The organism is Azospirillum oryzae (assembly GCF_008364795.1).
In the GTDB taxonomy this organism is placed as follows: domain Bacteria; phylum Pseudomonadota; class Alphaproteobacteria; order Azospirillales; family Azospirillaceae; genus Azospirillum; species Azospirillum oryzae.
In genome coordinates, this window is the sequence record NZ_VTTM01000002.1 from 161,951 (window position 1) to 186,311 (window position 24,361).

The 24,361-nt window shown below is 65.4% G+C and carries 22 protein-coding genes; 7 read left to right on the plus strand and 15 right to left on the minus strand.

What is annotated here, in order from left to right:
* Nucleotides 1-2 precede the first annotated feature (2 nt).
* Both FZ938_RS06735 and ppdK read left to right on the plus strand, forming a co-directional pair.
* Nucleotides 3-2,258: a putative bifunctional diguanylate cyclase/phosphodiesterase gene (locus FZ938_RS06735; protein WP_149197837.1), complete on the plus strand. Its 2,256-nt coding sequence runs from the start codon at nucleotides 3-5 to the stop codon at nucleotides 2,256-2,258.
* A gap of 354 nt (nucleotides 2,259-2,612) precedes the next feature.
* A complete protein-coding gene (gene ppdK, locus FZ938_RS06740) occupies nucleotides 2,613-5,306 on the plus strand; it encodes a pyruvate, phosphate dikinase (protein ID WP_149197838.1) in 2,694 nt (897 codons plus the stop codon).
* 151 nt (nucleotides 5,307-5,457) lie between these two features.
* Here the strand turns inward: ppdK and FZ938_RS06745 are convergent, their stop codons facing one another.
* A complete protein-coding gene (locus tag FZ938_RS06745) occupies nucleotides 5,458-5,796 on the minus strand; it encodes an XRE family transcriptional regulator (RefSeq protein WP_149197839.1) in 339 nt (112 codons plus the stop codon).
* Nucleotides 5,793-6,152: a type II toxin-antitoxin system RelE/ParE family toxin gene (locus FZ938_RS06750; RefSeq protein WP_149197840.1), complete on the minus strand. Its 360-nt coding sequence runs from the start codon at nucleotides 6,150-6,152 to the stop codon at nucleotides 5,793-5,795. The genes FZ938_RS06745 and FZ938_RS06750 overlap by 4 nt, the downstream gene beginning before the upstream one ends.
* A 72-nt stretch (nucleotides 6,153-6,224) precedes the next feature.
* Between FZ938_RS06750 and FZ938_RS06755 the strand changes: the two genes are divergently transcribed.
* On the plus strand, nucleotides 6,225-6,371 hold the full coding sequence (locus FZ938_RS06755; RefSeq protein ID WP_211101041.1) for a putative PEP-binding protein: 147 nt from the start codon (nucleotides 6,225-6,227) through the stop codon (nucleotides 6,369-6,371).
* Nucleotides 6,372-6,745: 374 nt separating this feature from the next.
* Here the strand turns inward: FZ938_RS06755 and FZ938_RS06760 are convergent, their stop codons facing one another.
* The 6 genes from FZ938_RS06760 to hrpB all read right to left on the minus strand — a co-directional run bounded on the left by FZ938_RS06760 (nucleotide 6,746) and on the right by hrpB (nucleotide 13,056).
* Nucleotides 6,746-7,015, minus strand: a complete 270-nt coding sequence (locus tag FZ938_RS06760; RefSeq protein ID WP_149197841.1) for a type II toxin-antitoxin system RelE/ParE family toxin — start codon at nucleotides 7,013-7,015, stop codon at nucleotides 6,746-6,748.
* Nucleotides 7,006-7,179, minus strand: coding sequence for an antitoxin (locus tag FZ938_RS06765; protein ID WP_149197842.1), 174 nt, complete (start codon nucleotides 7,177-7,179; stop codon nucleotides 7,006-7,008). Before FZ938_RS06765 ends, FZ938_RS06760 begins: the two co-directional genes overlap by 10 nt.
* A 293-nt stretch (nucleotides 7,180-7,472) precedes the next feature.
* Nucleotides 7,473-8,633, minus strand: coding sequence for a helix-turn-helix domain-containing protein (locus FZ938_RS06770; RefSeq protein WP_174757212.1), 1,161 nt, complete (start codon nucleotides 8,631-8,633; stop codon nucleotides 7,473-7,475).
* Nucleotides 8,634-8,711: 78 nt separating this feature from the next.
* Entirely contained in the window at nucleotides 8,712-9,410 is a 699-nt protein-coding gene (locus tag FZ938_RS06775; RefSeq protein WP_149197844.1) for a hypothetical protein, read from the minus strand.
* A 272-nt stretch (nucleotides 9,411-9,682) separates the two neighbouring features.
* A complete protein-coding gene (locus tag FZ938_RS06780) occupies nucleotides 9,683-10,048 on the minus strand; it encodes an HVO_A0114 family putative DNA-binding protein (protein WP_149197845.1) in 366 nt (121 codons plus the stop codon).
* Between the two features lie 440 nt (nucleotides 10,049-10,488).
* Complete coding sequence (gene hrpB, locus FZ938_RS06785) at nucleotides 10,489-13,056, minus strand: ATP-dependent helicase HrpB (protein WP_149197846.1); 2,568 nt, start codon at nucleotides 13,054-13,056, stop codon at nucleotides 10,489-10,491.
* A gap of 177 nt (nucleotides 13,057-13,233) precedes the next feature.
* Here hrpB and FZ938_RS06790 point away from each other — a divergent pair, with 177 nt between their 5' ends.
* Nucleotides 13,234-13,707, plus strand: a complete 474-nt coding sequence (locus FZ938_RS06790) for a ferritin-like domain-containing protein (protein ID WP_149197847.1) — start codon at nucleotides 13,234-13,236, stop codon at nucleotides 13,705-13,707.
* Between the two features lie 57 nt (nucleotides 13,708-13,764).
* Here FZ938_RS06790 and FZ938_RS06795 read toward each other — a convergent pair whose 3' ends face one another.
* Nucleotides 13,765-13,977 carry a hypothetical protein gene (locus FZ938_RS06795; RefSeq protein WP_149197848.1) on the minus strand — a complete coding sequence of 71 codons (213 nt, stop codon included), beginning with the start codon at nucleotides 13,975-13,977 and terminating at the stop codon, nucleotides 13,765-13,767.
* A 112-nt stretch (nucleotides 13,978-14,089) separates the two neighbouring features.
* Nucleotides 14,090-15,091, minus strand: coding sequence for a hypothetical protein (locus FZ938_RS06800; protein WP_149197849.1), 1,002 nt, complete (start codon nucleotides 15,089-15,091; stop codon nucleotides 14,090-14,092).
* Nucleotides 15,092-15,316: 225 nt separating this feature from the next.
* On the opposite strand from FZ938_RS06800, the gene FZ938_RS06805 reads away from it, so the two are divergent.
* Both FZ938_RS06805 and FZ938_RS06810 read left to right on the plus strand, forming a co-directional pair.
* Nucleotides 15,317-15,733, plus strand: coding sequence for an HRDC domain-containing protein (locus FZ938_RS06805; RefSeq protein ID WP_149197850.1), 417 nt, complete (start codon nucleotides 15,317-15,319; stop codon nucleotides 15,731-15,733).
* 220 nt (nucleotides 15,734-15,953) lie between these two features.
* Nucleotides 15,954-16,100, plus strand: coding sequence for a hypothetical protein (locus tag FZ938_RS06810; RefSeq protein ID WP_246457683.1), 147 nt, complete (start codon nucleotides 15,954-15,956; stop codon nucleotides 16,098-16,100).
* Nucleotides 16,101-16,261: 161 nt separating this feature from the next.
* On the opposite strand, the gene frc is transcribed toward FZ938_RS06810, so the two are convergent.
* Both frc and FZ938_RS06820 read right to left on the minus strand, forming a co-directional pair.
* Nucleotides 16,262-17,512 (minus strand): formyl-CoA transferase, encoded by a 1,251-nt coding sequence (frc, locus tag FZ938_RS06815; protein ID WP_149197852.1) that lies wholly within the window; start codon nucleotides 17,510-17,512, stop codon nucleotides 16,262-16,264.
* Nucleotides 17,513-17,649: 137 nt separating this feature from the next.
* Complete coding sequence (locus FZ938_RS06820; protein ID WP_149197853.1) at nucleotides 17,650-18,102, minus strand: PAS domain-containing protein; 453 nt, start codon at nucleotides 18,100-18,102, stop codon at nucleotides 17,650-17,652.
* A 336-nt stretch (nucleotides 18,103-18,438) separates the two neighbouring features.
* On the opposite strand from FZ938_RS06820, the gene FZ938_RS06825 reads away from it, so the two are divergent.
* Nucleotides 18,439-19,110, plus strand: a complete 672-nt coding sequence (locus FZ938_RS06825) for a YopT-type cysteine protease domain-containing protein (RefSeq protein ID WP_174757213.1) — start codon at nucleotides 18,439-18,441, stop codon at nucleotides 19,108-19,110.
* Nucleotides 19,111-19,128: 18 nt separating this feature from the next.
* Here FZ938_RS06825 and FZ938_RS06830 read toward each other — a convergent pair whose 3' ends face one another.
* From FZ938_RS06830 to FZ938_RS06840, 3 genes are all read right to left on the minus strand, one after another.
* Nucleotides 19,129-19,854, minus strand: a complete 726-nt coding sequence (locus FZ938_RS06830) for a Tle-like phospholipase domain-containing protein (RefSeq protein WP_149197855.1) — start codon at nucleotides 19,852-19,854, stop codon at nucleotides 19,129-19,131.
* Nucleotides 19,855-20,111: 257 nt separating this feature from the next.
* Nucleotides 20,112-21,368, minus strand: coding sequence for a 2-oxoglutarate dehydrogenase complex dihydrolipoyllysine-residue succinyltransferase (gene odhB / locus FZ938_RS06835; RefSeq protein ID WP_149197856.1), 1,257 nt, complete (start codon nucleotides 21,366-21,368; stop codon nucleotides 20,112-20,114).
* 40 nt (nucleotides 21,369-21,408) lie between these two features.
* A complete protein-coding gene (locus FZ938_RS06840) occupies nucleotides 21,409-24,360 on the minus strand; it encodes a 2-oxoglutarate dehydrogenase E1 component (protein ID WP_149197857.1) in 2,952 nt (983 codons plus the stop codon).
* Nucleotide 24,361 lies beyond the last annotated feature (1 nt).

The following is a 24,361-nucleotide window of genomic DNA, read 5'->3' on the forward strand; positions in this document are numbered from 1 at the left end:
TCATGGATTCGGCCGGGACCGCGCTGGACGACCGCCTGCCGTCCGATCGCCTGTTGCGGGCGACCGCCGCGCAATGGAGCGCGGCCTTGGTCTGGACATCGGCCGACGGCACCATCGTCGGCGCCAATCCCGGTTTCGCCCGGCTGGCCGGTGTCCCGCTGGATGCGCTGATCGGCCGCCCGCTGCCCGGCCTGCTCGATTTCGGTGGCCGTGACTGGCAGGCGGTATGGGATGGGGCGCAGGAGAACGACCATCCACCGCCCGGCACCGGTGCCTTGCGCGTTCCCCGCCGCGATCCGGTCCCGGTCGATCTGCACTGGCAGCATCTGACCGACGGCGACGACGTCCTGCTTCTGTGCGAGATGCGCGATTTCGACGAGCGCGAACGGGCGGAGGCGGTGGCACGCCTGCAGCAGGATGTTCTGGAACTGGTGGCCGCCGGCCGGTCGCTGAAGCAGGTCCTGGATTTCCTCTGCCGGCAGGTGGAGGCCTGCGCGCCGGAGGTCGCCTGTTCGGTGATGCTGCGTGACGCCGAGAACCGCATGCGGGTGGCCGCGGCCCCGTCGCTGCCCGCCGTCTATGCCAACGCCATCGACGGGCTGGCCATCGGTCCGGACGTCGGCTGCTGCGGCAGCGCGATGAGCCGGGGCGAGGCGGTGATGTCCGTCGACATCGCCGAAGACCCGCGCTGGGCACCCTATCGCGAGGTTCCGCTGGCCCATGGCTTGGCCGCCTGCTGGTCCAACCCGATCAAGGGGCGGGACGCCCGCATGCTGGGCAGCTTCGCGCTCTATTACCGCGAGCCGCGTCCCGCCGCGCCCTTCCATCGCCGACTGGTGCAAGCCTGCGTGCATCTGTGCGCACTCGCCATCGAACATGACCGGGCACGGGCGGAGATCAACCGGCTGGCCTATTTCGACACGCTGACCGGGTTGCCCAACCGCCAGCTTCTGGCCGACCGCGCCACCGCGGCACTGGCGCTGGCCGGACGCACGCGGCAGCCGGTGACGCTGATGTTCCTGGACATCGACCGCTTCAAGACCGTCAACGATTCGCTGGGCCATGCGGTCGGCGACCGGCTGCTGGTGGAGGTGGCGACCCGGCTAGAGCTGCTGTTCATCGAGGGCGACACGCTGGCCCGGCTGGGTGGGGACGAGTTCGTGGCATTGCTGCCGGGCTGCGACGCCGCCCATGCCTCGCTGCTGGCGGAACGGGTGCTGGCTACCCTGTCGGTGCCGATGACGGTGGCCGACCTGACGCTGACCCCGACCGCCAGCATCGGCATCGCCGTGCATCCCGACGACGGCATGGATTTCGACACGCTGCTGCGCCAGGCCGATGCGGCGATGTACCGGGCCAAGCAGGCCGGCCGCAACCGCTGCCATTTCTTCCGCCGCGACATGAACGAACAGGCGGTGCGCCGGCTGGAGATGGAGGCGGCGCTGCGCGAGGCGCTGGACCGCCAGGAGGCCGGCTGCCCGGACGAGGAGGCTCCGTTCGAGCTGCATTACCAGCCCCAGGTCCGGCTGAAGCCGCAATGCCTGCATCGGGTGGAGGCGCTGATCCGCTGGACCCACCCGCGCTGGGGCGCGGTGTCGCCGGTGGAGTTCGTGCCGCTGGCCGAGGAATGCGGGCTGATCGACCGGCTGGACAGCTGGGTGCTGCAGACTTCGGTGGCGCAGCTCGGCCGCTGGCGTGCGGCGGGGGTACCGGTGCCGGGGTTGGCGGTCAATGTCTCCGCCGTCCGATTCGCCCGCGGCGATCTGCCGGATCAGGTCCGTGCCGCGCTGGCCGCCAACGGCATCCCGGCCAACGACCTGACGCTGGAGATCACCGAGCGGCTGATGATGACGGAGGAGGTCGGCGTCCATGACGCGCTGGATGCCCTGCATGCGCTGGGTGTCACCCTGTCGATCGACGATTTCGGCACCGGCTATTCGTCCTTGAGCTACCTGAAGCGCTTCCCCGTCGGCGAACTGAAGATCGACCGCAGCTTCGTCAAGGAACTGGACATCGACGCCGCCAACCGGCCGCTGGTGCGCGCCATCATCCAGATCGGCGAGGCGTTGGGCCTGACCGTCGTCGCGGAGGGGGTGGAGCGCGAGGCCCAGCACCTCATGCTGGAGGCGGAAGGCTGCGCCATCGGCCAGGGCTACCGCTTCGCCCGGCCGATGCCGGCCGATGCGCTGGTCCGCTGGCTGGCAGGGGAGGGCAAACACTGGGTGGAGTGTCCGGCCGACGCCTGCTTCAGCATCTGAAACATTTGCAGTGGAAATGGTCCCGTTTTTCTTTGGATTTACGGGGTACTTCGACCGCATTTCACCATTCGAATCGGTGCTTATGCGGTTCCGCCGGAGTAATGGGGATCCGGCAATACGATATAGTCGCAACGCTCCTTTGCCGGCAAAGCGCAGGTCATCCCGATTTAGACCACGCGACTGTCTTGTGTCCCAACGTTTGGGGCGATAGAAGGTCCACTCAGCGGCATGTGCGGTCAAGCAAACTGACCACGGCGTTTCGCTGAGCGGAAAAGACCCGCCCGGTGGATCGCCCGTGGAGCACAAGGGGAGCACCCGCATGCCGGACGACCATGGGGCGAGAGGAATTCCGCGATGGCGAGCCAGGGTGAATCCAAGTGGGTCTACAGCTTCGGGGCCGGTGCCACCGAAGGACGGGCCGATATGAAGAACCTGCTGGGCGGCAAGGGCGCCAATCTGGCCGAGATGGCCAATCTTGGCCTGCCCGTTCCGCCGGGCTTCACGATCACCACGGAGCTGTGCACCTATTTCTACGCCAACGGCCGCTCCTATCCGCCGGAGCTGACGGCGCAGGTGAACGCCGCCATCGCGCGGCTGGAACAGGCGATGGACGCCAAGTTCGGCGATCCGGTCAACCCGCTGCTGGTGTCGGTCCGCTCCGGCGCCCGCGCGTCGATGCCCGGCATGATGGACACCGTCCTGAACCTGGGCCTGAACGACGCGACCGCCGCCGGTCTCGCCAAGCGGTCGGGCGACGGCCGCTTCGCCTACGACAGCTACCGCCGCTTCATCCAGATGTATTCCAACGTCGTGCTCGACGTTGAGCATCACCATTTCGAGGACATCCTCGACAACCACAAGCGCGACAAGTCCTACAACCTCGACACCGACCTGTCGGCCGAGGATTGGCAGGCGGTGATCGAGGACTACAAGAAGGCGGTCGAGCGCGAGCTGGGCCGGCCCTTCCCGCAGGATGTGCAGGAGCAGCTGTGGGGCGCCATCGGCGCCGTCTTCGGCTCCTGGATGAACGCCCGCGCCATCACCTACCGCAAGCTGCACGACATCCCGGCCGACTGGGGCACCGCGGTCAACGTGCAGTGCATGGTCTTCGGCAACATGGGCAACGACTGCGCCACCGGCGTGGCCTTCACCCGCAACCCGTCGACCGGCGAGAATGCCTTCTACGGCGAGTATCTGGTCAACGCCCAGGGTGAGGACGTCGTCGCCGGCATCCGCACCCCGCAGCACCTGACCATCGCCGGCAAGATCGCCAACAAGTCCGACCTCCCCGCCATGGAGGAGGTGATGCCGGAGGTGTTCAACCAGCTGAACGAGGTCCGCCTCAAGCTGGAAAAGCACTACCGCGACATGCAGGACATCGAGTTCACGGTCCAGCAGAACAAGCTGTTCATGCTGCAGACCCGCAACGGCAAGCGCACCGCCCCGGCGGCGCTGAAGATCGCCGTCGATCTGGCGAACGAGGGCGTCATCGACCAGAACGAGGCGGTCCGCCGCATCGATCCGGCCTCGCTCGACCAGCTGCTGCACCCGACGCTGGACCCCAAGGCCGACCGCAAGGTGATCGCCAAGGGCCTGCCGGCCTCCCCCGGCGCCGCGTCCGGCAAGGTGGTGTTCACCGCCGACGAGGCCGAGCAGATGGCCGGCAAGGGCGAGTCGGTGATCCTCTGCCGCATCGAGACCTCGCCCGAGGACATCCACGGCATGCACGCCGCCCGCGGCATCCTGACCAGCCGCGGCGGCATGACCAGCCACGCGGCGGTGGTTGCCCGCGGCATGGGCCGTGCCTGCGTGTCGGGCGCCGGCGACCTGCGCATCGACTACAAGACCAAGCAGATGGCCGTCCGCGGCGTCACCGTGAAGGAAGGCGACATCGTCACCATCGACGGCTCCACCGGCGAGGTGATGCTGGGCGAGGTGCCGACGATCCAGCCGGAACTGTCGGGCGACTTCGCCACCCTGATGGGCTGGGCCGACAGCATCCGCCGGATGAAGGTCCGCGCCAACGCCGAAACCCCGCTGGACGCCCGCACCGCGCGGAAGTTCGGCGCCGAGGGCATCGGCCTGTCGCGCACCGAGCACATGTTCTTCGACCCGGAGCGCATCCTGGCCGTCCGCGAGATGATCCTGGCGGAGGACGAGGCCGGCCGCCGCAAGGCGCTCGCCAAGCTGGAGCCCTTCCAGAAGAAGGACTTCGTCGACCTGTTCACGATCATGACCGGCCTGCCGGTGACGATCCGCCTGCTCGACCCGCCGCTGCACGAGTTCCTGCCGAACACCGAAGAGGACATGGCGGAGGTCGCCCAGGCCACCGGCACCGATCCGCTGCGGGTGCGCCACCGCACCATCCAGCTGCATGAAGCGAACCCGATGCTGGGCCATCGCGGCTGCCGTCTGGGCATCTCGTACCCCGAGATCTACGAGATGCAGGCCCGCGCCATCTTCGCCGCCGCCGCCGAGGTCGCCAAGACCACCGGCGAGGCCGTCATTCCCGAAGTGATGATCCCGCTGATCATCACGAAGAAGGAGTTCGACATCCTCAAGGGGGTGATCGACCGCGCCGCCGAGCAGGTGAAGGCCGAGACCGGCGTGACGGTGGAGTACCTGACCGGCACGATGATCGAGATCCCGCGCGCGGCCCTGAAGGCCGGCGAGATCGCCGAGTCGGCCGAGTTCTTCAGCTATGGCACCAACGACCTGACCCAGACCACGCTGGGCCTGTCGCGCGACGACGCCGGCAGCTTCCTGCCGGAGTACCAGCGCCAGGGCATCCTGGAGCAGGACCCGTTCCAGTCGCTGGACGTCACCGGCGTCGGCGAACTGGTGGAGATCGCCACCGAGCGCGGCCGCAAGGTCCGTCCGGACATCAAGCTGGGCATCTGCGGCGAGCATGGCGGCGACCCGGCCTCGATCTCCTTCTGCGAGAAGGTCGGGCTGACCTATGTCTCCTGCTCGCCCTACCGCGTGCCGATCGCCCGCCTCGCCGCCGCCCAGGCCGCGCTGAACAGCGACACGGTCAAGCGCGACTGATCCGCTTCGGATAGCTGAAACGACTTCGGCCCTCTTCCCGCAAGGGAAGGGGGCCGTTTCGTTTTGGGGGCGGGGGTGGGCGGGTGGAACATCGTGGAACAGGTTTTGGGAGACTGTTCACTGTTCCATCCGGCGTGGCATCATGGACGGCTCAGCGCTGGGAACCGGAGGTCAACTCGCCGATGCCCGTCAGCTTGAACGCCCCTTTTCCCGGCAGGGAAACCCGCAACTCCAACTCGCCGCCCGCTGCTTCCACGAAGCGCCGCAGGGTGGACAGATACAGGTCGGTCCGCTTCTCGATCTGGTGGACGGTCGGCTGCTTCACGTTCAAGGTTTCGGCCACCTGACCCTGGGTCAGTTCAGCCAGCCTGCGCAATTCCGCCAATCCGTCGATCTCGGCCAGCATCCCGGCGGCCCGTGCATCCACTGCGGCGCGCTCGTCGTCGGTCATCTCGGAGAGGATCTGGTCGAACGGGATCGTCGCCGTCATGGCTTGGTTCCTTTCAGGTCGGAGAGATGGTCGTCATACCGGCTGTCGGCGGTGGCGATCAGCGAGGCGTAGAACCGCTTTTCCGAAACCCCGCTTTTATCCCCGGCAACCAGCACGACGGCGTTGCGCTTCGGGTCGAAGGCAAAGGCGACGCGCCACACGCCACCATTCGACTTGAACCGCAATTCCTTCATGTTCGCATGCCTGGACCCGTTCAATGTATCGACATGGGGCCGGCCGAGCGCCGGGCCACGCTCTCCAAGCACCTTGGCCGCGGCAGCGAGGTCGATCCGCACGGCGTGTGGCAGAGCCCGGAATTCGGCCGCGAACGCGGTATGGAAGAGAACGGTGTGCATCGGGAAGAATATAGGCTGCAGGCTATTTTTCGGCAATGGAGATATAGTGCGGAGCCTATTGTCCGAAGGCCGTTGAGCGGCGTCGGCGACCCAGCCTCAATCTCTTTCTGTGAGAAGATCGGGCTGACCTATGTCTCCTGCTCGCCCTACCGCGTGCCGATCGCCCGCCTCGCCGCCGCCCAGGCCGCGCTGAACAGCGACACGGTCAAGCGCGACTGAGCCGCTTCGGGTAGCTGAAACTTCGGCCCTCTTCCCGCAAGGGAAGGGGGCCGTTTCGTTTTGGGGGCGGGGTGAGGGGGAACAGCGTGGAACAGGTTTCGGGGGAGTGTTCACTGTTCCATCCGGGGCGCCCGACCCGGCCTGCGGCGGTCGGATGGAACGTTTGGAACAGTTTGGAACGGTTTTCCGGGGGCTGTTCACTGTTCCATCCGGCGGGGCGGGTGCGCGGGAGGACGGGCGCAAGGCGGCGTGGCACCGTTGATGATGCATGCAGGGCGCTCCTCGGGCGGTTGAGGCTTATAGTCCTATCATGGACGGCGGTTGGTGGTAAGGGGGGCGTGGAAAAGACGTGGCGGCTTGCCGGTGGGGCTGCGTCAGGGGCGGTTCTGTGCCCCGTGCCAGACACGCAGAATGGTGACGCGGGGCGGCGTCACGTCATAGACGATCACATAGGGATGAACCGCCACCAGTTCCCGCGCACCGTCTCGCCGAAGGCGGCCACGGTCAGGGAGGTCGGCGAGGCTTTGCGTAGCACTTCGGAGGCGTAGCGCCATGCGCCGGGCGGCTGCGGGATTGAAATGGCCAATATAGTTGCGGATCGCGATCAGATCGGCAATGGCGGCCGGAGCGAAGATTACTTCCACGACGGCGCAGGACGCTCATCCGCCGTGCCCCAACTGTCGAGCCAGTCGGCAACGTCGCGCAGAGGAATCATCTGACCGGCGGCAACCTGTGCCCGCGCCTCGGCAACGGCGCGTGTCAGCGCATCGTCATCGGTCGGTTCGAATGCAGTCGCAGGCTCGGCCATGGGGCACCTCCGTCAGTGAATATATGTGGTGAGCGTGAGTTGGTCCAGTTGAGGTCGCTTAAGAGGTGGATCGCTGAGCGGGCAGCTGTAAGGGTGAATGGGGGAAAATTGACAAAGGCGTTGAATCTCTCCAACGACAAATCAGGTTATCCATAGAGTAATCCCGAGTTTTCATAATCGCTCGGAAATGGTATATTCACACCTTGGCTGTACCCGCGCCTTAAAGAAGGCGCGGGCTAGGTCGTCCCGCTTAGAAAAAATATTTCCGAGGGAGAAATAGAATGGGTATTTTCTCAGTCTTTATTGCGGTGCGCGGCAATCGAAACCACATTACTTGTATCGCCAATTTGTACTCTTGATCGGATTGCAGGTTTCATTCGAACTAAGTTTTGAGGAGGTGGTGCCAGATAATGTTCAGATACCCCAGTTAGGTTTGCTATGTCGGCAGGAGGAAGCCCGATTTGGCGAATAAGATCTGATCGTGTACACAAGTTTTCGTCCAAAACCATCTGAATAGCGTTTGAGAGAACTTGTGGTTGCTCAACTGGTAGCTCATCATCAAATGGCTCGCACCCTCGCCAGCGTCTGTAACTATAATACTGCCATAGTCGTCTTTCATATTCCGGAGTAATTCTATCCAAAGCTGATAGTCTTTTGATCATAGCGGCTATAGCTACTTTCCAGCGTGGCTTCAGGTTACAGAGAGCCTCCAGCGAAAGTGAATAAACTTCACTCCCAAATGTTTCTTCTGGAAGAAGAAAAGCTCCAGCAAACATCATTGCTTGTTCTTCAATCAGAGTAAAATTGCTTTTCAGATCGTCGGGAGTTACGTGCCTATGTAAAACAATATGCCCAAGTTCGTGAGCTGCGTCGAAGCGCCTCCTTGCGCCAACGTTTTTGTCGCGGGCAAGTAGCATATAAGGACGCTCATCCAGTCCCCAGCGGGAAACACCATCAAGTTTGTTGGAGCCAATCTCATCATGGGCAGTCACAATTCCAGCATTCTCGATAACAAGAAGAAGGTCCTCAATTGGCTCATGACCAATATTCCAGTAATCTCGAAGTGCGTTGGCGTAATGGTCCATATCTGCATTGCGCAGCGTCCTAAAATCTCGGCCGTCCAATATATCTGGGATGTCAACAGGTGGTAGATCTATGTATTCACTTATAGAAGAGTTAATTTCCTCTACAAATGATAGTTTTGCTTCCGCTTTGTCGCGCATTCTTCCTAGTTCTGATTTCAGAGAGCGAAAGAATGCAGCCCCTTGTGCTTCGCCAGTAGGTTTGAAGAACCAGCTTACTTCGATGTTCAAAGCATTGGCAAGGCGAGACAAAGCGACAGCATCTGGACGTTGCTCATGATCGTCACTCTCCCATTTCGACACAGTCGTGTCGGCGCGGTCAACCAATGCAGCAAGATCTTTCTGCCTCAATGCGCGCGCATTGCGTGCCATTCGCAGGCGTGCAGGGACGAACCGATCAACACCCGCAGGCATAACGCACCACCATCCATTTTATCACCTGTCAACTCGTTACTTCTTCTTAGGGCTTGGTTTCTGCTTCAACGTCGGGAATTTCCGGCTTGGATTCTTTCTGGTCGGTTTTGTCTGCTTAGCAAGCTTAGCTCGGAGATATAGCATAATCTCTTCCAGAGAATAGCTGTGATATCTCTGCTTTAGGTCATTCGACGGAATCCACAACCCGAGGAAAGAGGGCACCTCATCGGTATAGCTACTATGTTCAGAAACTATAAAGCCACCAAAAGCGCCCTCAGGAATAACAGTTTTAACTGCTTCTGATGGATCGGGGAAAAGTTGCCCCTGGGGACTTAGGGGAGAATTTCTGGCGCATAGTGCTTTGGCGTATGCAGATTTAGTGCGTAGCTGCCTTGGAGCGTTACGGTTTCTGCTAAATATAATGCCAACAGCAACTTTAAACGCGCCCATCTTGACCGTTGGATAGCTCCAAGTTGCTGGTTTGCTCCATTCGGTGTCAACTTGAATTCCAGTCCGGAGACCAGCAGAGCGAATGGCATTTTCCATAAAGTGGCGACGTGCTGCGCCTCTTGCTTGCTTGGCTGATGATGTTGTTAGCGGAAAAGCTCGAACAGCATTTGCCGTTGCCGCGGTCATTTCTTCGTCCAGAGCCTGGATGAAACGCAACAACTGATTTGTGTCATGAGAACGAGACAGGAGGTCCAGTGGTTCAAAAGCTTGACCATCTATCGACATGGAAAACGGCCTTCGTGTTTATGACAAAGGCACAATAAACCTTCGTCGTTGCCGTGCCAAGCGGTTTTTCCTGCGGCGCCAGCGCGCTTTTGAGTCGGCGTTCCAGTGTTTTGTTTCAAGAAAATTGTTTATTTTCAGTCGTTTATCCGTACATTGCAAAGCGGCGCCAGTTCAGAACTTTGTATGCGCACGATCCTGCAAGCTATCGCTATCGAATGATGGGGTCCTCGTGTGGACCACGCGTTCCAGACTAATAAGCGTACGAAACTCTTTCACTCGACCGCCATAGGCACCACGCGGCAAGTCCCCCGCACCAGATCGACGTCGATCTTCGCCGCGACCAGTTCCGGCCAGATACTCATGCCATCGCGGACCAGTCGCACCAGACCGTGCTTCGCCAAGTCTTGCAGAGCGCGCGAGACGTTGGGCTGGGTGCGGTTGGCGAGTTGGGCGAGGCGGGAGACCGTCTCCGGGCGTTCGGCGGCAATCAGGTGCATCAACGCCCGGTTGGCCGGGGTCAGCACGCCGAGAAGACCGGAGACCGCCCCGTCATCCGTCACCGAGTGCGCCGGGGGAACCGGGCGGGTGCCCTGGGCGACCGCCAGCATCTCGTCGCGCAAATCATGCAAGGTCCGCATGGTCGGGCTCCCTGGTGTCTTCGGCGTGGTGGTTGGTAAGGCGCATCTAATATGCGCTTGGCGAGGGGATGCGGCTACCGCGTTTGCGTCCGGCTTTGGCTGGAGGTGCAGGGGCCATGCGGTTCGGGAGCCTTGGGGTGCCCCTCACCCTCCCCACGCCTTCGGCGCGGGTCCCCGCCCTCTCCCGGGGCGGGAGAGGGTGATCGGGCGCGCTGACGCGCGCCGCCAAGGGGCATGCTGCCCCTTCGCAATCCCCTGGCAAAGGCTGGCGCCTTTGCTGCCCCCTCACCCTGACCCTCTCCCCAGGGGGGAGAGGGGATGAGGACTGGTTGGATGGGGGATGAGGACCAGATGGGAGAGGGGATGAATACCGGTTGGAAGGAGAGGAAGAAGACCGGTGGGCGGAGGGGGCGGAGACGGAGTCGGAGATGGGGACGGAGTTACCGCCCCCTCGGCTTCGCCCTGGCGGTCGGCTCGGCTTCCAGCGGGTTGTCGGGCCAGTAGTGTTTCGGGTACTGGCCCTTCAAATCCGCCTTCACCGCCTTGTAGGCGTTGGCCCAGAAGCTCGCGAGGTCGCGGGTGACCTGCACCGGGCGGCGGGCGGGGGACAGAAGGTGCAGCAACAGCGGGACCCGGCCGCCGGCGATGCGCGGGGTCTGGGCCAAGCCGAACATCTCCTGCAGGCGCACCGCCAGAACCGGCTCCTCGCCGTCATAGTCGATGGGGATGCGGGAGCCGCTCGGCACCTCGACATGGGTCGGGGCCTCGGCGTCCAGGCGGGTCCGCAACTCCCAGGGCAGCAGGGCGCGCAAGGCGCTCGACAGGTCGATGCGCTCCAGATGGGCGCGGCGCGATACGCCGTCGAGGAAGGGGGCCAGCCACTCCTCCAGACCGTCCATCAGGGCCGTGTCGGACAGGTCGGGCCAGACGTCGCCCTCCTTCATGCGCAGGAACATCACGCGGGTGCGCCATTTGCGCAGCTCGTCGGTCCAGGGCAGGCAGGTGGGGCCGAGCGCGCGGATGCCCTCGATCATCGCGGCGGTCATCGCCTCGGCCGGCGGCTTGGCCAGCTTCTCGTCCTTCAGGATCAGGGCGAACAGCATGCGGCGGCGCCGCGCCAGCACCATCTGCTCGCGCGCGTCCCAGGCGACGATGGTCTCGCTGCGGATGTCGTCGGCGAAGCTCTCCTCCAGATCGGCCAGCGTGACCGGGGCGGCCAGGAAGATGCGCGATTCGCGGGCGGCGCCGTCGAGGTCGGCGATGGCGAGCCACTCCTCGGCCGACAGCGGCTCGGCATCCTGGAAATAGGCGCCGCGCCCGCCCGACAGGCGATACTGCGCCGCCACCCCGCCCGGCTGGCCACCGGGGCGGCGCTGGCCGATGCGGTCGGGATAGGCGAGCGCCACCAGAATGCCGACGGCGTTCGAGTCCATCGCGTCGTCGTCGCGCACGCCAAGCTGGCGGCGCCACTGCCGCGCCTGCTTCACCGCCTGCTGGGCGCCGCCGCGATCGACGCTGAGGCCGCGCGCCGCACCCTGGCCGCCGCGCTCCTCGCCGCGCAGCAGGTCGACGCGCAGGCGCAGGTCGGCGTCGCGGAAGCCGGGTTGGCTGCGGACAATGTCGCGCTCGCCCAGCAGGGCCGCGACCAGACAGGCGAGCGCGCCCTGGCCCATCGCCTTGCCGGCCAGCATCATGTGGGCCAGACGCGGGTGCACGCCAAAGCCGGCCATGCGGCGGCCGTGCGGGGTGATGGCGCCGCTCTTATCGAGCGCGCCGAGGCCGGTCAGCAGCTCGCGCGCCTGAGCCATCGCCGCGGCCGGCGGCTGGTCGAGCCAGGACAGGGTGGCGGGGTCGGACACTCCCCACACCGCAAGCTCCAGCGCCAGCGGGGCGAGGTCGGCGTCCTCGATCTCCGGCGTGGTGAAGGGGGCCAGCGCCTTGTGCGTCGCCTCCGGCCACAGGCGGTAACAGACGCCGGGCTCCAGACGGCCGGCGCGGCCGCGGCGCTGCTCGGCGGAGGCTTGGCTGACCTTCACCGTCGCCAGACGGGTCATGCCGCCGCGCGGGTCGAACCGCGGAACCCGCATCAGCCCGCTGTCGACCACGATGCGGATGCCCTCGATGGTCAGGCTGGTCTCGGCGATGGAGGTCGCCAGCACGATCTTGCGCTGGCCGGGCGGGGTGGGGGAGATGGCGCGGTCCTGCGCGTCGGCCGACAGGTCGCCATAGAGCGGGGCGATGATGGTGTTGGGGCCGAGGTCGGACTGGTCGAGCAGGGACTGGACGCGGCGGATCTCGCCGACGCCGGGCAGGAAGACCAGGGCGTTGCCGGGCTCCTCGCGCAGGGCGCGGCGGACGGCGGCGGCGACGGCGTCCTCGATGCGGGTGCCTTGCGATGGGGCGTCGAGGTGGCGGGTCTCGACGGGGTAGGCGCGGCCCTCGCTGGTCACCATCGGGGCGGGGCCTTGCGCGTCGGCCAGCAGGGTGGCGACAGGGGCGGCGTCGAGGGTCGCCGACATTACGACAAGGCGCAGGTCGTCGCGCAGCGCGCCGCGCGCCTCCTGCACCAGGGCAAGGGCAAGGTCGCTGTCGATGCCGCGCTCGTGGAACTCGTCGAACAGGACGGCGCCGACGGCGGGAAGCTCCGGGTCGTCCTGCAGTTGGCGCAGGAACAGGCCGTCGGTCACCACCTCGATCCGGGTCTTCGGGCCGACCTTGGTGTCCAGGCGGACGCGGTAGCCGACGGTCTCGCCCACCGCCTCCCCCAGCATCGACGCCATCCGGCGGGCGGCGGCGCGGGCGGCGAGGCGCCGCGGCTCCAGCACCAGGATCTTGCGGCCCTTCAGCCAGCCGGCCTCCAGCAGGGCCAGCGGCACCCGCGTGGTCTTGCCGGCGCCGGGCGGGGCCTGCAGCACGGCGGTGCCGCGGCTGTCCAGCGCCTCCAGCAGGGTGGGCAGGACGGGATCTATTGGAAGGGGCGGCAGGGCGGGGAAGGCGGGCTTGCTCATGAGGGGGAGTCTGCTGCCGCGAACCGGCGGGAAAGGCAATGGTTTTCGGGAGGCGGGAGGGACGGCGCGCGCCAAAAGGTCGCAGGGGCGGGGGAGGGGGACAGGGGCCGCGACCGATGACCGTAAAAAATGTATGGTTTTGGGGTCGTCGGGCTTATTCGCTTATCAAAGGGATCCATGACCGAAATCCACGACGCCGCCCTGTTCCTCGCCCACGCCTGCGCGCTGGAAGAGGACGCCGCCAACCGCTTCGCCGATCTGTCGGAAGCGATGAAGACCTATGGCAACCAGGAGGTCGCGGCCTTCTTCGGCCAGATGGCGAAATTCTCGCGCATGCATCTGGCCGAGGCGCGGGAACGGTCTGGCTTCCGCAAGATCCCGGACCTCGCGCCGGAAGACTTCCAATGGCTGGACGGCGACAGCCCGGAAGCGGCCTCCATGGAAGGCTCGCACTATCTGATGACGGTGGAATACGCGCTGGAGCTGGCGCTGGAGAGCGAGAAGCGCGGGCAGGCCTTCTACGCCGAGGTGGCGAAGACCACCACCGATTCGGAAGTCCGCATGATGGCCGAGGAGTTCGCCGCCGAAGAGGCCGAGCATGTCGCCCAGCTGGAGGTGTGGGCCAAGCGCTATCCGGCGCTGCAGGGTTAAGCGGGCCGGCCTGAAGGAACGGATGAGGAAGGGGGCGTTGGCGGCCCCCTCCCCTGGTTACTTTGACAGGGCGGACCAGTCGATCTCGTACACCTTGTCGGCCGGCTTGTAGGTCTTGAAGGCGGCGATCACGTCGTCGACGCTGACGCTGCCCGGCACATTCTGGATTTCATAGACGACCGAGCTGCCGCTGGTCGGGCCGACGTCGGCGTTGCGGTGAGCCTGCGAGACCAGCCCTTCGCCGGCCTTCTTGATCATGATGGAAGCCATGCATCCGTCTCCTGTTGCGACTCGCCCGACGGCAAAACCATAAACAAAAAGTGGTTTAACCGGAAGGCGGAAAGAACGGGGGCGGGTGCACTGCGTCATTTGGGGGCGGCAATCAGGGCAGGGCCGCTGCTTCGGTCACCACGGCGCGGCCGGGCATGCGGTCGGGCTGGGCGCCGGCCACCGCGCCGGCGATGCCGCCGGTCAGCCAGGCGGAGAAGGCGCTGCGTCCATCGGTGCTGGCTTGTCCGCAGGCGGTGGCGGGGACGGCATCCTCGTCATCGTAGTTCCACAGCGGCAGGTTGATGCCAGAAGGAGCCGCGGACGGCTCGGCGGCGGACGCGGTGGCGATCAGGCCGGTGGAGCGCGGGGCGGCGGGGCGGCTGTGCACCTCGATCAGGGCGACGCGGATGCCGGCGGCCCAGGCGCGGTCGATGAAGGCGCGTACCTGCCGGGCGGTGGCGGTGGAGCCGTCGACCGCGCCGGGCGACCCGCCGGTCAGCCAGGCCGACGGCGTCGGGCCGCAGCCGCGCCGGTATTGCAGCGCCACCTGATCCTGCACATAGGCCTGCCCGCGATAGAGCCGCATTAGACCGTGGCCGTAGCGCTCCAACTCGTCGACCGGGCTGCGGCTGGCGGTCAGCAGGTTGCGGTCGAGCAGGATCAGCGTCGGCTTGACGGCGATCAGCCGGTCGAGCAGCGGCTCGAAATCGGCGAACTGGGCCTGCCGGTGGACGATGCGCAGGAATTCCAGATTGGGCACACCACGCTCGGCGGCGATCTTCGCCATGCCCCGCTCGTCCAGCGTGGCGTCGCGCAGCGCGGTATCGCCGAGCGCCACCACCATCACCGAATCGGGATTGCGCGCCACCCGGTCGGCCATCGCGTCGATGCGGTTCAGGTTGTACCAGGCGAAGGGCTGGTCGTAGAGCATCGAGCCGGCCCAGAGGACCGCCAGTACCGCCACACCGCCCAGAGCCAGCGGCGCCAGCAGCAGCCCGGTCCCCAGCATCCACCAGCGCCGCCGGCCGCGGCGCGGTGTCGCGGCGGAGTCGGAAGCGGACTCCTCGGGAAGGGGATGGGCGGATTGCGGCTCCTGCGCTTCGGGATGGGTCATCTGGGGTCTCCAAGCGGTGGAGGCGTGGGACGGGCGAGGGGAATGGGCCGGGTGCCGGTGCGCGTCGTCTCCTCCCACAACGCGCGGGGGAGGAGATTCGGCCCGTGGAAATTGGGGGTATCCCCAAGGTCCGCGAACACCCCCGTGGCAGGGTCCCGGTTTGCCGAACGCGCCGTTTCGTGTAGGCTTCCTCCATCCAGGGAAGCCTTTCAGCAAGGTTGGGCGATGAGCACCGAGATCCGCACCTTCAGCATTCCCGACGCCGACGCCGAAGAGGCGCAGACGCAGCTGTCCGCCTTCCTGCGGACGGTCGAGGTCCAGCGCATCGAGACCGCCTATGCCGACGGCGCGTGGCGGGTGCTGGTGCTGTTCACCGACCTCCGCCGCAAGGAGGAGTCGCAGCAGATCGAGGCGGCCATCGCCGCCGCCCTGAACGGCTGGCGCGACAGGGCCGCCGCCCAGGCCGGGGTGACGCGCGACGCCATCCTGGCCGACGATCTGGTCCAGGAGATCGCCCGCTTCGCCCCGACGACGGAGCATGAGCTGTCGATCATCGTCAACGCCCGCGGACAGGCCAGCTCGCCCTATGGCGGGGAGATCGTGCAGGTGGTCCGCTCGACGCTGGACCTGCTGATCGACTGAGCGGATTGCGGCGGAGTCTTATGCGGTTCGACGGAGCCGAACACACCCAAAGGCTGTGACGCTGCTGCCGTAAGCGTCGGTTGGTTCCTGAGCGCTGACGTGCCAGGATTGCGCCCTTCACCGGCATCGACGGATGGGGTGGTTTGTGGCTTCGAAAGATCATCCGAAGGCTCGCGTCGCGGCCGAGGCGGCGTGGAGCGCAGTTCCGGACTATCGGAAGATGGCCCTTGAGCTGGCCCAACTGGGCGCGGAGGCCGCCCGGCGCGCCCGCATGACCGGCAATGGCCATTACGACCGGCTGGCCCACACCCTGACCAGCCGGGCCGGGGAGATCCTGGACGATCTGGAGCGCAGCGGAAAGATGTGACGGTCCGGGGTTGGGTGGATGCAAAAGAAAACGGCGCCCGGGTGGGGCGCCGTTGTCGTTTGTGCGGAGTGGTTGCTGATTGCCCCCAACCCCGACCCTCCCCCGCTCTCGGCGGACCGAAGGTCCGTCCGATGCGGGGGAGGGGGCAAGTGCGACCTGCCTCAGACCACCTTGGCTTCGTGCATGGCGGCGATCTGGTCCTTGCTGTAGCCGAGCTGCGCCAGGACCTCGTCGGTGTGCTCGCCGAGCAGCGGGGAGCCGGTGACCTCGACCTTCATGTCGGAGAACTTGATCGGGCTGCCGACCGTCAGGTACTTGCCGCGCACCTTGTGGTCGACCTCGACGACCGTGCCGCTGGCGCGCAGCGACGGGTCGTTGGCGATCTCCTTCATCGACAGCACCGGGGCGCAGGGGATGTCGTACTTGCGCAGGATGTCGACGGCCTCGAACTTGGTCTTGTCCTTCAGCCAATCCTCGATCACCGCGAAGATGTCGAAGATCTTGTCCTGGCGCGCCTCGGCGGTGTTGTAGGCCGGGTCGTCGATCCACTCCTCGCGGCCGAGAGCCTTGCAGATCGGCGCCCAGGCATGGCCCTGGATGGTGAAGTAGATGTAGGCGTTGGGATCGGTCTCCCAGCCCTTGCACTTCAGCACCCAGCCCGGCTGGCCGCCGCCGCCGGCATTGCCGCCGCGCGGAACCACGTCGGAGAAGGTGCCGTGCGGGTACTGCGGGTATTCCTCAAGATAGCCGACGCGGTCCAGGCGCTGCTGGTCGCGCAGCTTGACGCGGCAGAGGTTCAGCACGCTGTCCTGCATCGACACGGCGACCTTCTGGCCCTTGCCGGTCTTGGTGCGGGCCATCAGGGCGGTCAGGATGCCGATGGCGAGGTGCATGCCGGTGTTGCTGTCGCCGAGAGCGGCGGCGGATACGGTCGGCGGGCCATCCCAGAAGCCGGTGGTCGAGGCGGCGCCACCGGCGCACTGGGCGACGTTCTCATAGACCTTCAGGTCCTGGTAATGGTGGCCGTCGCTGAAGCCCTTGACCGAGGCGACGATCAGGCCGGGGTTCAGCTCCTTGATCTTTTCCCAGCTGAAGCCCATGCGGTCGAGCGCGCCGGGGCCGAAATTCTCGACCAGAACGTCGGATTCCTTGATCAGACGGGTCAGGACTTCCTTGCCCTCGGCCGTCTTGGTATCGAGCGTCAGGGAGCGCTTGTTGCTGTTCAGCATCGTGAAATAGAGCGCGTCGGCGCCCGGGATGTCACGCAGCTGGCTGCGGGTGACGTCGCCGGCGCCCGGACGTTCGACCTTGATCACGTCCGCGCCGTACCAGGCCAGAAGCTGGGTGCAGGCGGGGCCGGCCTGCACATGGGTGAAGTCGATGATCTTAATGCCTTCAAGCGGCTTGGTCATGACTGCAACACTCCCTTTTTTCACGTAGTTTCAGATTGTCTCTTGGACTTGCTCTTCTGCCCGGCCGGCCCACGCCCGGAGATCGGGGGCGTCGAGGTCGCTGCCGGCCGGAATTCGATAATCGCCGCAGGGCGCCGTCAGCCGGCCGCCGCTTCGAGTTCGGTGAGGCGGCGGCGCAGTTTCCGTTCTTCGGTCCAGCGGGCGGTTTCGTCCCGCACCACGGCAACGATCCCGGTCACTCCACCGTCGGTCCCGCGCAAAAGCGCGACGGTGAAGGCGATCGACAGGCTGTGCCCGTCCTTGTGGACCGCCGGAACCCGCAGCAGGTCATGGCCGTAACGGGTCTCGCCGGTGGCCATGGTCTTTTCGTAGCCGTCCCAATGACGCTGGCGCTGGCGTTCGGGAATGATGATGTCGAGCGACTTGCCCATCGCCTCGTCGGCGGTGAAGCCGAACATCCGTTCCGCCGCCGCGTTCCACAGAATGATGGCGCCGGCCGGGTCGGACACGATGACGGCATCGCCGATCACCGCCACCAACTGTCCGCAATCCACAACCGCGGGCGAACCCGCTGCTGCTGTCTGTTCCATGTCGATCTCCTTGGCGCTCGCCCCCTCTTGGATTGGGCGCCGGGGGAGCCGGTGCGGCGGTGGCCCGTAAACCAAGGCCGCACTGACATTATCGATACGGTATACCAGATACCATCGACCATGCAAGAGGATTTGAGAGGGACCCGAACTGTGGTGGAAACGAACAGATCGGTGGCGGATGTCCGCAGTTTCTCCCACCATCCGCCTGCCAACGGTCTGAATTGCTGGGAGTTGCGATTAATTGTACTCGAATGATTATCAGGCATAGTGTGGGTCGGAGGACCCGTGCGGAGCCTGCCGGCGGCCTTGAATCATTCGACATCGATGGGGAATGGGATGGCCGCGTTCGATAGCTACAGTGTCGCGCCTTTCAAGCAGCGCCTGCCGATCCAGCGGCTGTTTCCCAGCGACCACGAGGTGAACAGCGGGATCTGTTTCGGCCTCAGCCTGGAATGGATTTCGCGCCACCGGTCGCACAAGGGGGAGACGTCGAAGGCGCGCATCGCCTACATCGACCGCGACAGCACGATCCTGCATGCCAGCATCAAGCAGCGCCTCTACGGCGCGGAATTGAGCGCCGACCTGGACCTGTCGTCCGAACAGCTCGGTTCACGCAATCAGGCGATGGCGCTGGCGGGATTCAAGATCGCGGCGACGAAGACGCAGTGGGTGAGCGCGACCGACCCGGAAAGCGTCAAGGACCTGCTGAAGGCGATCACCACCGCCACCGCCAGCCCCCACACCTATCACGTCGTCACCATGATCTTCGAACAGCGGGGGATGGCGCACGCGACCTGCTGCTACAAGTCCGGCGGCAAGGCCTTCGGCTTGGGATCGCACCTCTATTTCTTCGATCCCAACTTCGGCGAATACAAGGCGTCCAGCGGCAGTGTCGGCGATCTGTTCGCCGGACTGGTCGACCGATACCGCAACTTCGTGAAGCGGGACGGGTCGACCGTCGACTATAAGGTCAAGGAGTTCGTGGTGCAGAGCATCTCGTTCAACTGATCCGGCAGCCGGCCGGCATCAGCCGACCAGACTGAAGAAGGGCATCGAGGCGTATTTGCTGGACTTGATGTTGGCGACGACCTTGTCCTGCGAATGGCCGCCGGTCGCCAGGGTGGCCGGCAGCTTGATCACCTTGCCAACCGCCTTCGACGATTTGCTGATCGGGTCCCATTGCAGGTTGAAGTTGATGATCTGCTTTTCGATGGACGCCAGATCCTCGGTGGGCACCCGGACATAGGGGCCGTGGATGATGCCGCCGCGCACCATCTTCGACACCGTCGGTGCATTGAAGGCGCAGCAGGGCAGCGCGGTCTCGACCGCGACGATGGTGGCGATGGCGCCGCCCAGCGAATGGCCGCACAGGATCGGACGGGCGGCGCCCAGCAGCATCTTCGCCTGTTCCAGCAGAAGATGGGCGGCACGGATGCCGGCGGGCAGGCTTTCGATGGTGTAGAGCGCGATGTCCGTCTTCAGGTTCTTGGTGCCGGCCATCTGGCCCGACGTGCTGCTGCCGACCGCCGTGCCGCGATAGGCGATGATGTATTGGTCGGAGTGCTTTTCCTGATAGACGGCGCCAAAGAAGCCGACGTCGATATCTTCGTGGGTGAAGATCACCTGGAAGCCGGGCGGCGACCGCCGCGCCCCTTCCGCCTTGTTGAAGGCTGCCGCATCGTTGCCGCGGCCCTTCTGGAAATTGTAGACGGTGTTCGCGGCAACGGCCAGATCGAGAATATTGACCGGCATGATGGCGCCCTTCGTCGTAAACGGGAAGCCGAGACAATACCGGCACGCAAGGGCTGTCAACGAACCGGGGCGATTGTTATCGGGATTTGTGCTTTTGTTTTGGTTGTATTCGCCGTTCCGGTCGCGGCGGCAAAAGAAAAGGGCGCCTCGCGGCGCCCTTTCAGGTCTCTTCAAACTCCTGGGCCCATGGGCCCTTGGCGGGTGGGTCAAGGGAGGGCGGGTGCCCTTCCTTGCCTCGTTGAACCCGTTCTTCCAGATCAGACGTCCAGCAGCAGGCGGCGCGGATCCTCGATCAGCTCCTTGATGCGGACGAGGAAGGTGACCGCTTCCTTGCCGTCGATGATGCGGTGGTCGTAGGACAGCGCCAGATACATCATCGGGCGGACCTCGATCTTGCCGCCGACGACGACCGCGCGGTCCATCGTCTTGTGCATGCCGAGGATGGCCGACTGCGGCGGGTTGATGATCGGGGTCGACATCAGCGAGCCGTAGACACCACCGTTGGAGATGGTGAAGGTGCCGCCGGTCAACTCGTCCATCGACAGCTTGCCGTCGCGGCCCTTCTTGCCGAGGGCGGCGATGGTGCCCTCGACGCCGGCGAAGTCCAGCTTGTCGGCATCGCGGACGACCGGAACCACCAGACCCTGCGGCGTGCCGACGGCGACGCCGATGTCATAGTAGTTCTTGTAGACGATGTCGGTGCCGTCGATCTCGGCGTTGACGGCCGGGATCTCCTTCAGGGCCTGGACGGCGGCCTTGACGAAGAAGGACATGAAGCCGAGCCGCACCTTGTGGCGCTTTTCGAAATAGTCCTTGTACTCGGCGCGCAGAGCGATCGCCGCCGACATGTCCACCTCGTTGAAGGTGGTCAGCATGGCGGCGGAGTTCTGGGCCTCCTTCAGCCGCTCGGCGATGCGCTGGCGCAGGCGGGTCATGCGGACGCGCTCTTCCTGAGCTGCCCGCGGACGGTCGCCCTGGGTGCCGGCGGCCCACACCATCTTCGGCGCCGGGGCCGGAGCGGCCGGCTTGGCGGCCGGGGCGGGGGCGGCGAGAACGTCGCCCTTGGTCACGCGGCCGTCCTTGCCCGAACCGGCGATGGACGAGCCGTCGATGCCCTTCTCGTCCGCCAGCTTGCGGGCGGCCGGGCCCGAAGCGGCCAGGTTGCCCGGAGCAGCGGCGGCGGCGGCCGGAGCCGGGGCCGGCGCGGCGGCCGGAGCCGGAGCGGCGGCCGGGGCAGCGGCGGGGGCGGCGGCAGCCGGAGCGGCGCCGGCGCCGGCGCCCTCGTTGATGACGCCCAGCAGGGCGCCGACCTCGACGTTCGCACCTTCCGGAGCGACGATCTCGGCCAGCACGCCGGCGGCCGACGCATTCACCTCAAGCGTGACCTTGTCGGTCTCCAGCTCGACCAGCGCCTCGTCCATGGCGACGGCCTCGCCGGCCTTCTTCAGCCAGCGGGCGACCGTCGCCTCGGAGACGGACTCACCCAGCGTGGGGACCTTGATGTCGGTAGCCATTCTTTATCCTCGTTCGTCTTCTTGTTCGCTTGGGTGATGGTCAGCGGACCGTCAGGGCTTCGTCCAGAAGCTTGGCCTGCTCCTGGTTGTGACGCTTCAGCAGGCCGGTCGCCGGCGAGGCGGTCGCCGGGCGGCCGACGTAGGACGGGCGGCCGGCCTTGTGGCCGACGTCCTTCAGCACGCCTTCCAGGCGGCGGTCGGCGAAGAACCAGGCGCCCTGGTTCTCCGGCTCTTCCTGGCACCAGACCAGCTCGGCGTTCGGATACTTGGCGAACTCGGCCGCCAGAGCATCCTTCGGGAACGGGTAGAGCTGTTCCAGGCGCAGGATGACCACGTCCTTGATTCCGCGGCTCATGCGCTCCTGCAGCAGGTCGTAATAGACCTTGCCGGAGCAGACGACGATGCGGCGGATCTTGTCGTTGGCGGCCAGATCGTTGGCGGTCTCGCCCAGCACGCGGTGGAAGCTGCTGCCCGGACCCATCTCCGACAGGTCGGAGATGCACAGCTTGTGGCGCAGCAGCGACTTCGGCGTGAACAGGACCAGCGGCTTGCGGAAGCTGCGGCGGATCTGACGGCGGAAGACGTGGAACAGGTTGGCCGGCGTCGTCACGTTGCAGATCTGCCAGTTGTCCTCGGCGCACATCTGCAGGAAGCGTTCCGGACGGGCGGACGAGTGTTCCGGACCCTGGCCCTCGTAGCCGTGCGGCAGCAGCATCACCAGGCCGGACATGCGCAGCCACTTGGACTCGCCCGACGAGATGAACTGGTCGATGATGGTCTGGGCGGTGTTGGCGAAATCGCCGAACTGCGCCTCCCACAGGACCAGATTGTGCGGCTCGGCCAGCGAATAGCCGTATTCGTAACCGACGACGGCGGCTTCCGACAGCGGGCTGTCATGGACCTCGAAGGTCGCCTGATCCGGGCTGACGTGGCAGAGCGGGATGTACTTCTCTTCGGTGTTCTGGTCGTACATCACCGCATGGCGGTGCGAGAAGGTGCCGCGGCCGGAATCCTGGCCCGACAGGCGGACGCCGGTGCCCTCGGCCACCAGCGTGGCGTAGGCCAGAGCCTCGGCGGTCGCCCAGTCGATGCCTTCGCCCGACTCCAGCGTCTTCTTCTTGGCTTCCAGCTGGCGCGCGATCTTGGAGTTGATCGCGAAGTCCTTCGGATACTCGCAGAGCTTGAAGCCGATCTGCTTCAGGTTGTCGATGTCCACGCCGGTCTCGCCGCGGTGGGCGGTGTTGGCGCCCTGCGCCTGCAGGCCGGCCCACTTGCCTTCCAGCCAGTCGGCCTTGTTCGGCTTGTAGGTGCTGGACGCCTCGAACTCACCCTCCAGCTTCTTCATGAAGTCCTGGGTGATCTGGTCGCCCTCGGCCTGGGTGATCACGTTCTCCTCGACCAGCTGCTTGGCGTACAGCTCGCGCGTGGTCGCGTGGGCGCGGATCTTCTTGTACATCAGCGGCTGGGTGAAGCCCGGCTCGTCGCCCTCGTTGTGACCGTGGCGGCGGTAGCAGACCATGTCGATCACGACGTCCCGCTTGAACTTCTGGCGGAACTCGATGGCGATGCGGCTGACATGGACGACGGCTTCGGGATCGTCGCCGTTCACGTGGAAGATCGGCGCCTGCACCATCTTGGCCATGTCGGAGCAGTACACGCCCGACCGCGAATAGGTCGGGTTGGTGGTGAAGCCGATCTGGTTGTTGATGATGAAGTGCATGGTGCCGCCGGTGCGGTAGCCGCGCAGTTCCGACAGGCCCAGCGTCTCGGCCACGATGCCCTGGCCGGCGAAGGCGGCGTCGCCATGGATCAGCACGCCCATCACCTGCTCGCGCTCCAGGTCGCGGCGCTGCTGCTGCTTGGCGCGCACCTTGCCGAGCACGACCGGGTTGACCCATTCCAGGTGGGACGGGTTGGCGGTCAGCGACAGGTGGACGATGTTGCCGTTGAAGTCGCGGTCCGACGAGGTGCCGAGATGGTACTTCACGTCGCCCGAACCCTGCACGTCCTGCGGGCTCGACGGGTTGCCCTGGAACTCCGAGAAGACGGCGGAGAAGGGCTTGCCCATGAAGTTGGTCAGCACGTTCAGACGGCCGCGGTGGGCCATGCCGACGACGACCTCTTTCAGGCCGAGCTGGCCGCCGCGCTTCAGGATCTGCTCCAGCGCGGGGATCATCGACTCGCCGCCCTCAAGGCCGAAGCGCTTGGTGCCGGTGTATTTCAGCTGCAGGAACTTCTCGAAGCCCTCGGCCGCGGTCAGACGCTCCAGGATGGCGCGCTTGCCGTTCACCGTGAAGTCGGTGTGGTTGCGGCCGCCCTCGATGCGCTCCTGGATCCAGGCCTTCTCTTCCGGGTCCTGGATGTGCATGAACTCGACGCCGATCGTCCCGCAATAGGTCTTGTGCAGGATCTCGAGGATCTGGCGCAGCGTCGCCGTTTCCAGGCCGAGCGAGTAGTTCAGGAAGATCGGACGGTCGAGGTCGTCCGGGCCGAAGCCGTAGGTTGCCGGATCCAGTTCCGGGTGCGGCTCGCGCTTTTCCAGGCCCAGCGGGTCGAAATGCGCGTTCATGTGGCCGCGGACGCGGAAGACGCGGATCAGCATCAGGGCGCGGATGCTGTCCAGCGTGGCGGCGCGCAGCTGCTGCGGGCTGATGCCGCCATAGACCTGCTGCGCGTGGGCCAGCATGGCGCCGTTGCCCGGACCGTTCATCGCGGCGGCGGCACCGTTGGCGGCACCGTTGGGGGCGCCAACGATGAAGCTCTCGGCGACCTGATCGCGCTTGGCCTTGGGGTCTTCCAGATCGGACACGGTCCAGGACGCGCCGCGCAGCTCGTCCAGGACGGCGCGCGAATCCTCGTCCAGATCCTGGAAGAAGCTGTTCCAGCTGGGGTCGACGGCGGCCGGGTTGGACAGGTAGCTGGCGTAGAGTTCGGCGACGTAACCGGCGTTCGAGCCGAAGAGGAACGAGGTCTGTTCCAGATTTGCCGACATG